Genomic DNA, 8,678 nt, shown 5'->3' with positions numbered 1-8,678 from the left:
ATGGATTCTTTGGCCTTGCCGCTGCGGAACCGGTTGATCGTCCGGAAGTCGGGACGGGACATGCCACTCAACCAGAAAAAATGGATATCCTGCGCCAGCGCACGGGCTATCTTCCTGCCCGTGTATATTTTCATGCAATATGCGTATAATAACACTTTCAGCAGCATCCGTGGATGATAGGCGCTGGTGCCGCCACCTTCGTAAAGGTTGACCAGCTCGCTGATGTCCATTCGTTCGACAACCTGGTTGACAACCCGTACCAAATGTGCCTGTGGGATCAGCTCTTCCAATGAAGGGGGCAACAATAGCAATTGCCCGGGGTCATATTCCTTAAAAACAACAGATTTTTTTATCTTGCCCATGTATTTCTAATGTCGTAATTAAAAATACAAAAAAGCCCTCGCTCTACATAGTAGAAAAAGGGCTTTTTGCTTTTGGGTCAGCCCCGGGTGGGTGCCGGTCTCCGACCGGCTTGTGTAACGTTGCTTTAATGTTGCTTACTGGTCAGAGACCAGTTGTCGCTCGGACGTAGTCGGAGACTACGCCCAACTGAGTCTATGGTCCACCGTCCATGGTCCGGGACAACGCCCCTACAACCCCGAAATCGTATAAGTTATCGTCGCCGTATAAGTCTTTACCGGCAGCATTACCGATAATCCCTCGATTTTGTACTGAATCGGGATGTTATCGCGATGCGCGAGCAGGTTGAGCAGGCCGGTGAAGAAAACTTGCGGTGTGGTGGTGAGCTGCATGTAGGTGGTGCCGCCGCTGAGGATGGCGATGCCCGTGCCGTTGCCGGTCCGCTGGACGTACAGTTTGAGCGACGAGTCCCAGTTGGAAGTCGTACTCAGGTGGGCGGTAAGGGTCCAGCCGATCAGCGCGTTCACTTTCAGCAGGGTTTGGGAGGCGCTGCTCGTTTCGATGTGCTCGTAGTTTTTGCCGGCTTTCGTGATCGTAGACGAGAGTGAAGGAATGGACCATGTTGTTCCGCTGTTGATCGTAACCGTTTGCGCGCAAGCTGCGAAGGAGCCCAGACAGGTAATGCAAAAAGCGATAATGTATCTCATCAGTTGTCGACCATAGTGTAACGTACCGTCACGCTCGACGTGCCGCTGCGGATATTGGCATAATTCTGAATTTCAAGCGAATAAGTAAGCCGGAAACCGCTGCTGCCGTAAGTAATGCCGGTGTAGGCGCCTTTGATATTATCAATGAAACTCACGGGCGTGTTGGAGAGGTATTTGTTGGCGGTGACGTAGCTGTTGCCTCCCGTAAAGCCCTGTCCGGTACCCACGTATGCGCCCACATCCAGGCGCAGCCGGATACCTGCGGGCAGCGTTCCCACCACATCGCCCCTGATGCTCCGCGAGCCGCCCGTGGCAACTGCCGAGGTAAATATAAGCCAGTTGTTATTATTGGTGTTGCCCGTTCCGACGATATTGCCCGCTTCGGTAGGCGCGGTCATTTGGAGGGTTACGCTGTTGGAGCCCGACGGCAGAATGTCCACCAGCGCTACCGAGGGCATGGTAAGGCTCACGTCCACGGTCGCAACCGTCTGCGCGTGCGAGGCCAGACCGGTTAAAACACCATATAAGATTATCACATATTTCATTTTTTGACAGATACTTCAAAATTCCTTTCCGAAAAATGAATACGCTTCTCGTTTGGCCTGATCCGGAATGTCAAGTCGAGCGTTTGGTCGGATTCTACCGTGAGCTGGCGGTCGCTCTCTTCTACCACAAAACGATCCGCGCCACCCGGGATGAATACCGATATTGCCCACGTACCGGGCCGAATTTCACGGAACGAGAACTCGCCTTTGTCATTCAGCTCGGTCAGGTAGCTGCCGTTTTCACTGGTCAGCTTCACCAGTACCGACGGCTTTTCCGTCAATGCGGCGGACAAACCATTTTGTTTAGCCTTTAAAAATTCGATCCTGCCCGCAATGCTTCCTGTGCGTGTGAGCGGAATTTCCACGACGTTGAGGCTGTCGGGGCGCACATCTACGAGCATCGGCATACGTACTACCGGTACCACGCCCTCGCTGCCCGATTCGTTTTGGGTAATGCTGAGGTAGTAGCGATCGGGGGCTACGCCTTCGAAGCTGAACATGCCGGTGCTGTCGGTCATGAACTTATGGCTGCCGAGCTGGATAAGGTTACCCTGCTTGCGATAGCCGAAGCCCGTGAGCTGGCCTTTGACGGTACCGATGTTCTTTTTTCGCCCCAGCGGCACATTCAGGCGCAATGCATATCTGACATTGAAAAACAGCGTATTCTGGTCGGTGTTGCCCACGTTGGGAATGTAGGAACGGCCGCCGGACAATGTGAAAACGTGTCTTTTTAAATCCAGTATGACCGACGCGTCCAGGAAACTTCTCCGCACATACAGCTCGTCGGGCGCGTAATTGTTTCGGTATAGGAAACCCGCGTAGAGGTTCCTTTTGATACTGACCCGCGCATTACCCCCATAAAAAAACAGGTTTTCGACTACGCCTGAGGTCGAAAACTTGCTCGTATGCTGGTGTTCGAAATACCCTCCGACCCAAATCCACGGAAAAAGCCGCACGGCAGGTTGTAGCTGGTTCGAAAAAGACTCGTTCCGGCCGTCGTTGTCGGGCGCCAGGTGGTTTTTGGAATATCCATAGCGGCCCTGGTAAAAAAGGGTAAACTTCGGGGAAGTAAGGTTATAGGAGAAATTGCTGAAATTTTCCGAGTAATGAAATGAAGCCGGCTGCTGGCGGTCTTTGCGTTCCGCTTTGGAATAAAACAGAAAAAAACGGTTCCGCTGGTCGGGCGCGTAGGAGACGTAACCCATGTAGCTGCGGTCTTTCGGCGACACGCTGTACAGGTTGGCGTCCAGGCTCGGGTTTATGTCGGAAAAGTTGTTGCTGGCGCCGACGGTCAGTTTGCGGGTGATGTTGAAGCCGATGTTGTTGTTGAAGAGCCGGCTGTTGTTGTAAAAACCATAAAAATGTTTTCCCGCGTAAATGACGTTGCTCGTAATGCTGACCCATTTTTTGGTTAATTGAAGCCGCAGAAATGCGCCGTAATCGGTTTCCCCGATGGCCTGACCGGCGCTTGCTTCACTTTCCAGGTTAAATTCTTTGGTGTGTACGTTGGCGGCCAGCGCAGTCAAGTGCGACCAGAAACGCCGGTCGTGAAAAACGACATTTTTGGAAGCATAATGCACCCCGACATTGGCAGATTCATTGATTTTAAATACAAACTTGCCCCCGAATGAGTCTTTCTGGTTCATGAAAAACCGGGCTTTCTGGTAAAAAACCGTATAAGCCACTTTCTTAAACTGCTGCTCTACGCGCAGTCCGCGCCCGAAGCGGCCGAATTCCATCAGGTTATTGAGCTGTAACACATAATCGCCGGCGGAAATGAGCAGGCGCTTGCGGAAGGCGTAGTCGAGCGAATACTGGTCGTAGGTGCCTACCGCCGGGAACACGAACTGGTTGGGTCCGCGAATGGTGAAGTCGACGTAATGGCGCTCCTTTTGGTCGAGGAAGCCCTTGCCGGTGGCCTGGTACTGGTAAGCGGTAAACTGCTTTCCGCCGTAACGACGGCCGCCGTAGCGGTACGACAGATACGCACCGCCTACTTCCACCGGGAAGCGGAAGTAGCGGTCGATCTTTCTGACTTTGGAGGAAAAAACGGGTATGCTGGTTACGGAATACACCGGCTCTGCGGCGCCTGTCATCATCACCGAGAGGTTTGACGAGGCTTGCCAAGCATTGTTGTCGGTGACCGGAATGACTTGCGAGACGGTAACATTGGTATCGGCTCCTGGTTCGAGGGTGAGGCTGTCGGTTAAATTTTCGACATGGCCGCGGTCGGATTTTAAAAGGAATTTCTCTGCATTGTTGCCCGAGTTGCGCACCAGATATGTAAGCCGCAGGGTATCGCCTTCGCGGACGAATTCGGGCTGGGTCACTACAAACAGCTCGACGTTGCGGATTTGGCCGATGGTGAGCGGCACGTGGGTGGTAACCTGCCGATCACCCGTATGCACGTCGCCCGTGTGCACGTCGCCCGTATGCACGTCGCCCGCACGTACAGTGAACTTTACCTGGTAAATACCCGAAGCGCAAACTGCCGGTGTACCCACAACGTAAAAGTAACGCACGCTCTGATCACCGGATGTCCTCACGGGACGTCGCTGGGAAAGCAGCCGCCATTTTTCAGGCAGCTGTATTTCTTCCCGGAGCGAATCTGGCAGGGATGAGGGTGATTTTACGTCGAATAGCAATGTAATATGCCCGCCGGGAACAATCGTGCCGGGCATATTGGCTAGGCTGACGGTCATCGGCGATTGGCCGTGACCGTTCAGTCCTGTCATTAAAATCAATATGGCGATAAGCCGGTACAATGGGAGAGGAGGATTATTCAACCTGTAAAGAAATGTTCGAGCCGAACAGGTCCTTTTTCGTGTCGGCGATGATCACGCAGTCGTACTTGCCTTTGGGCACGTCGGTAACGGGTATCTCAAACGTGCTGCAATTACCGGGATACAGCATCCGGGTGTTTGGCTGCGTGGTTTTGAGTTTGTTACCGTTGCTGTCGTAAACTTCGAGAATTACATTCGTACGCGCGCCGTAAGAGCCGTTGTTCTTCAAAACTACTTTCAGAACCGACTGTTCGGCGGACACCTTTTCGTAGGCGACCTTCTCATAGGACAAAGGCGGCCCTTCCACCGGCCCGATGTCCACGATCACCTGAATGGCATAACGTACTTTCGAATTGACCTGGATACCCCTGTGCGCTTCCTCGCGCACGGGATCCGCCACTTCCACCATAATCACTTCCCAGTAAGTGCCCGGCTGGCGGTTCGGATCGGCTTCGATCGTGTACCGCACGTCGTACGCTTCGCTGGTGGCGATTACCCGTTCATCGACATTCGTTTTCAACCCTGCCCCGAGCGACCTGGCGTGGCTGCCCGGTTCAGGGTAGGCCGCCTGTTGATCGCACTGCGAAACAAGGTCCTGACGGTATACCAATATACGGGAGTCTTTTCCGCCCTCGTTTTTGACCTTGATGGCCCCCTGGACCTTCGTAGAAGGGTTCGGAATGCTGTGGTTGTGTGTCAATCCGTTCAAGATCACTACCGATGCCCGCATGCGGAGGGGCACCAGTAGCATCATGCTAAGTAAGGCAATCCATTTCATTCAGGACCTTAGTTGTCTGCAAGCGTGTAAGTTACGGTAACCGTCGTCTGGCCCGAGCGCAGGTTTGCGTAGTTGGCGTCGGCGGCAACAAAGGTGTAGGTGAGCTGGTGCCCGCTGGTAGGTCCCGAAGCGGTATAAGCGCTTCCAATGTCCGAAATGAGCGTCTGATCGGCCGTAGTCAGGTCGACGCCGGCTGTTGGCGTACCTTTTGTGCCCGCTCCGCCCACTGCGCTGGCCGCCACGAGGTGGATGTCCACCCCCGCTACTACCGCATTGGCTTTCACGTTTACTTTCTTGGTGGTTGTTCCTGTCTGGATCGACGTGTAGTTGAGCCAGATCGTGTTGTTGGCAGTAGGTGCAACGATTTTGTCGCCCGCCTCGTCATTTGCCGGTTTGGTAAAAGTGGCATTTAAAGTCTTGGAAGTGGCACTTTCGAGGTCGAGCAGTGCCACTACGGGCACGTCGACAACAATCTGATGGTTGTCGGTTTGTGTATCCGATTGCGCCACTGCACGGCCCGACAGGCCTGCCAACATCACCACAAACATCGACGAGACGAGGGTAACATGTTTTTTCATAGTCATGAAATAATTTGATAAGTGAATTTTAGGTACTTCCGAGAAAGTGATACAAATGTAGAAGTACTTTTACAAATATCCAAGCGAGTTGGGAAAATATTTCCACACAAATTCCTGATTTATAATACTTTCGGTTACATGTGCCCGAAATGGCTGAAATGGACGATTAAGCAGCGTTGTTAAGCAGGATAGATTTTTTAATGAAAAGATGATTTTGACGGCTCCCGTGGCGGCTGTATTATTACATCAAAAAACTGATACGATGAAAGTTACCTATTACGGCCATTCGTGCTTTTCCGTCGTTGCGGGAGGGAAAACGATCCTGTTCGATCCATTCATTTCCGGCAACGAACTTGCCAGCGGCATTGATCCCGACGCCATTAAAGTGGATTATATTTTTGTATCGCACGGCCATTCAGACCATTCGCACGACGTGGTGCGCATCGCTAACAATAATCATGCCACGGTGGTGGGCAGCTGGGAACTCTACACGTATTTCGGTACGCAGGGTGTAGCGAATGTTCATCCGCTCAATCCGGGTGGTAAGTGGACGTTCGATTTCGGCACTGCGAAAGGCACCGCGGCCGTGCATTCGAGCAGCTTCCAGGATGGCAGCTACGCCGGTGTGGCGGAGGGGTTTGCATTCAAAACCGAGGATGGTAACTTCTATTACAGCGGCGATACCGCGTTGACGCTCGACATGTCGCTCATTCCGAAATGGGCGAAACTGGATTTTGCCGCGTTACCGATCGGCGATGTGCTCACGATGGGGATCGAAGACGCGATCGAAGCGGCCAAACTCCTGGGCGTGACGCAGGTGCTGGGCGTGCATTACGATACTTTCGGGTTTATCAAAGTGGATAAGGCGGCGGCGATCCGGGCGTTCGGCGAGGCCGGACTGACGCTGCATTTGCCGGAAATAGGGGAGACGATTACGATCTAAAAGAGGGCGGCTGCATTTTTAATCCATTTTTAATCGCATCGCCTGTTTCTTAACGATATATTTCGACCACAATAACAAGTACACCAAGTGCGGTTATTGCTATTGAGTTATGTAGTTAAAATCCATTGTTCATCTATGTTCAATGGATTTTTCTTTTTCATTAACGGCGCGGCTAACGTAGCCCGGCTACCGTAGCCCGGCTACCGGTTTTCGAGCCAGCCCAGAAAATGACTTACTTTTTCCTTTCCTATCAGCAGTTTTTCGGGCGTGGGGATGGTCAGTTTGATGAAAAGCTTTCTGGAAAAATAATGCTCCACTTCCTTCACCGCGTCGAAATTGACAAGATACTGGCGGTTGAGCCGGTAAAATTGTGACGACGGCACCATACCCTGCACGTCTTCCAGCGGCTGTGTGATGGTATAATCCTGGTTATCGAACGTACGCAGCCAGGTGGTTTCGTTGTGAATGTAGAAGAATGCGATCGTCTCGGTTTTAATGGTAATGTATTTGTTTTGCTTGAAAACGAGGAAACTCTTTTTACCCTCGGGCTCGCCGAGCTTTTTCAGCAGCATTTCCAGTTCGGGTACCAGCGGTTTTTCAGTGGAAAAATAGCTTTTCAGCTGGCTAAGTTTATCCAGAGCTCCTTCAATATGCTCTTTTTTAAATGGTTTGAGCAGGTAATCGATCCCGTTGGCTTTGAACGCCTCTATCGCGTAATGATCGTAAGCCGTGCAGAATATCACCGGCGGTACCACTTTCACGGCCTCGAAAATCTCGAAACACAACCCGTCCGAAAGCTGGATATCCATGAAAATCAGGTCGGGCTGGGGCATTTCCGTGAGGTAGGAGACGGCCCGCTCGACGCTCTGGATCGTGGCCACCACCTCAGCCTCGGGGCGTAAAGTGGTGATCAGCTGCGCCAGCGAGCGGGCCGTTTTGATTTCGTCTTCAATGATTACGATTTTCATGAATAAGCGGCAGTTTGACCCTGAAATATTCCTGGTCGTTTTCGATTTGTACTTTTTCGTTCAGCAGGTGGAAATACCGGCGGTTGATATTGTCGAGCCCGACTTCGGTTGAATGCTCGGGATTCTTTTTCAGTTGCAAAGGGTTCTCGACGACCAGCAGGCCATTTTCCTCATAGATCGCAATGTGGAGCGGTTTGTCGAGCGACACGACATTGTGCTTGATACAGTTTTCGACCAGCAGTTGCAATGTAAACGGCGGTATCCACGTCCGGTAAACGTCCTCCGGGATCCGGTATTCGAGCTCGATGCCTTCTTCGAACCGCGCTTTGAGCAGATACATATAAGCGTCGAGGATTTCGATTTCTTCGGAAAGGCTGATCAGGTCGAGTTTTCTGTTTTCCAGGGTAAACCGGTAGAAATCAGATAGTTTTAATATAAAATCAACACTATTCTTATCTTCCAGCTCCACCATCGATTTCAGGGTACTGAGGCTGTTGAAGAGGAAATGCGGGTTGACCTGCTGTTTCAGCAACTCGTATTGCGCACCGAGGTTGTCGGCCTTGCTGCGTTCGAGTTCGAGGATCACCTGCTGGTTGCGGTGCGTCTGGTAGAGCAAATGCAGCAGCATATAGAAGATGAGGTTGATCATGATCCCGCGTACTTCGAACATTAGTACCACCGGCCCGAAATCCAGCGAAGGGATCGCCAGCTTCTGCGCGCCTACCATCAGGAACATGAGTACCATGCCGATGGCGATGCTGCGGAACAGGAGCGGGTACGAAAAGCCCGTCGAGGAATGCTCTTTCGTGAATTTGGGCAGCGAGTAGATATTGAAATACCACACAAACAATGTGAAAGAAGTGGTGATCAACGCGCTGGTAATCGCCTCGAAACCATTGGGATGCTTTTCGGCTATTTTGGGGACGGTGGTAAGCACGCCCAGCGACAGGGAGCTCAGCCAGACGATCACCGCCGAAACCCTGAATGTCTTTTGTACCATGATTGTTCGTGAACCG

9 protein-coding genes are annotated in these 8,678 nt (G+C 52.0%); 1 reads left to right on the top strand and 8 read right to left on the bottom strand.

Annotated elements, in window-relative coordinates:
* The 6 genes from BMW93_RS15340 to BMW93_RS15315 all read right to left on the bottom strand — a co-directional run.
* The coding region (locus tag BMW93_RS15340) for a transposase (protein ID WP_143061659.1) at positions 1-362 on the bottom strand (362 nt) is incomplete at its 3' end.
* 228 nt (positions 363-590) lie between these two features.
* A complete protein-coding gene (locus BMW93_RS15335) occupies positions 591-1,067 on the bottom strand; it encodes a hypothetical protein (RefSeq protein WP_090377639.1) in 477 nt (158 codons plus the stop codon).
* Positions 1,067-1,612 carry a hypothetical protein gene (locus BMW93_RS15330; RefSeq protein WP_090377636.1) on the bottom strand — a complete coding sequence of 182 codons (546 nt, stop codon included), beginning with the start codon at positions 1,610-1,612 and terminating at the stop codon, positions 1,067-1,069. The genes BMW93_RS15335 and BMW93_RS15330 overlap by 1 nt, the downstream gene beginning before the upstream one ends.
* Positions 1,609-4,347, bottom strand: a complete 2,739-nt coding sequence (locus BMW93_RS15325) for a hypothetical protein (RefSeq protein ID WP_229240460.1) — start codon at positions 4,345-4,347, stop codon at positions 1,609-1,611. The genes BMW93_RS15330 and BMW93_RS15325 overlap by 4 nt, the downstream gene beginning before the upstream one ends.
* 43 nt (positions 4,348-4,390) lie before the next feature.
* A complete protein-coding gene (locus BMW93_RS15320) occupies positions 4,391-5,173 on the bottom strand; it encodes a hypothetical protein (RefSeq protein WP_229240457.1) in 783 nt (260 codons plus the stop codon).
* Between the two features lie 8 nt (positions 5,174-5,181).
* On the bottom strand, positions 5,182-5,751 hold the full coding sequence (locus BMW93_RS15315) for a hypothetical protein (RefSeq protein ID WP_177194096.1): 570 nt from the start codon (positions 5,749-5,751) through the stop codon (positions 5,182-5,184).
* Between the two features lie 262 nt (positions 5,752-6,013).
* Here BMW93_RS15315 and BMW93_RS15310 point away from each other — a divergent pair, with 262 nt between their 5' ends.
* Entirely contained in the window at positions 6,014-6,694 is a 681-nt protein-coding gene (locus BMW93_RS15310; RefSeq protein WP_090377734.1) for a metal-dependent hydrolase, read from the top strand.
* A 200-nt stretch (positions 6,695-6,894) separates the two neighbouring features.
* Here BMW93_RS15310 and BMW93_RS15305 read toward each other — a convergent pair whose 3' ends face one another.
* Together BMW93_RS15305 and BMW93_RS15300 are read right to left on the bottom strand one after the other, a co-directional pair.
* Positions 6,895-7,662, bottom strand: coding sequence for a LytTR family DNA-binding domain-containing protein (locus tag BMW93_RS15305; RefSeq protein WP_090377628.1), 768 nt, complete (start codon positions 7,660-7,662; stop codon positions 6,895-6,897).
* Positions 7,643-8,662: a sensor histidine kinase gene (locus BMW93_RS15300; RefSeq protein ID WP_090377625.1), complete on the bottom strand. Its 1,020-nt coding sequence runs from the start codon at positions 8,660-8,662 to the stop codon at positions 7,643-7,645. Before BMW93_RS15300 ends, BMW93_RS15305 begins: the two co-directional genes overlap by 20 nt.
* Positions 8,663-8,678: the final 16 nt, after the last annotated feature.

Source organism: Dyadobacter sp. SG02 (assembly GCF_900109045.1).
Taxonomy (GTDB): domain Bacteria; phylum Bacteroidota; class Bacteroidia; order Cytophagales; family Spirosomataceae; genus Dyadobacter.
The sequence above is the reverse complement of the archived record's forward strand: the minus strand, read 5'-3'. Positions and strand labels throughout refer to the sequence as shown.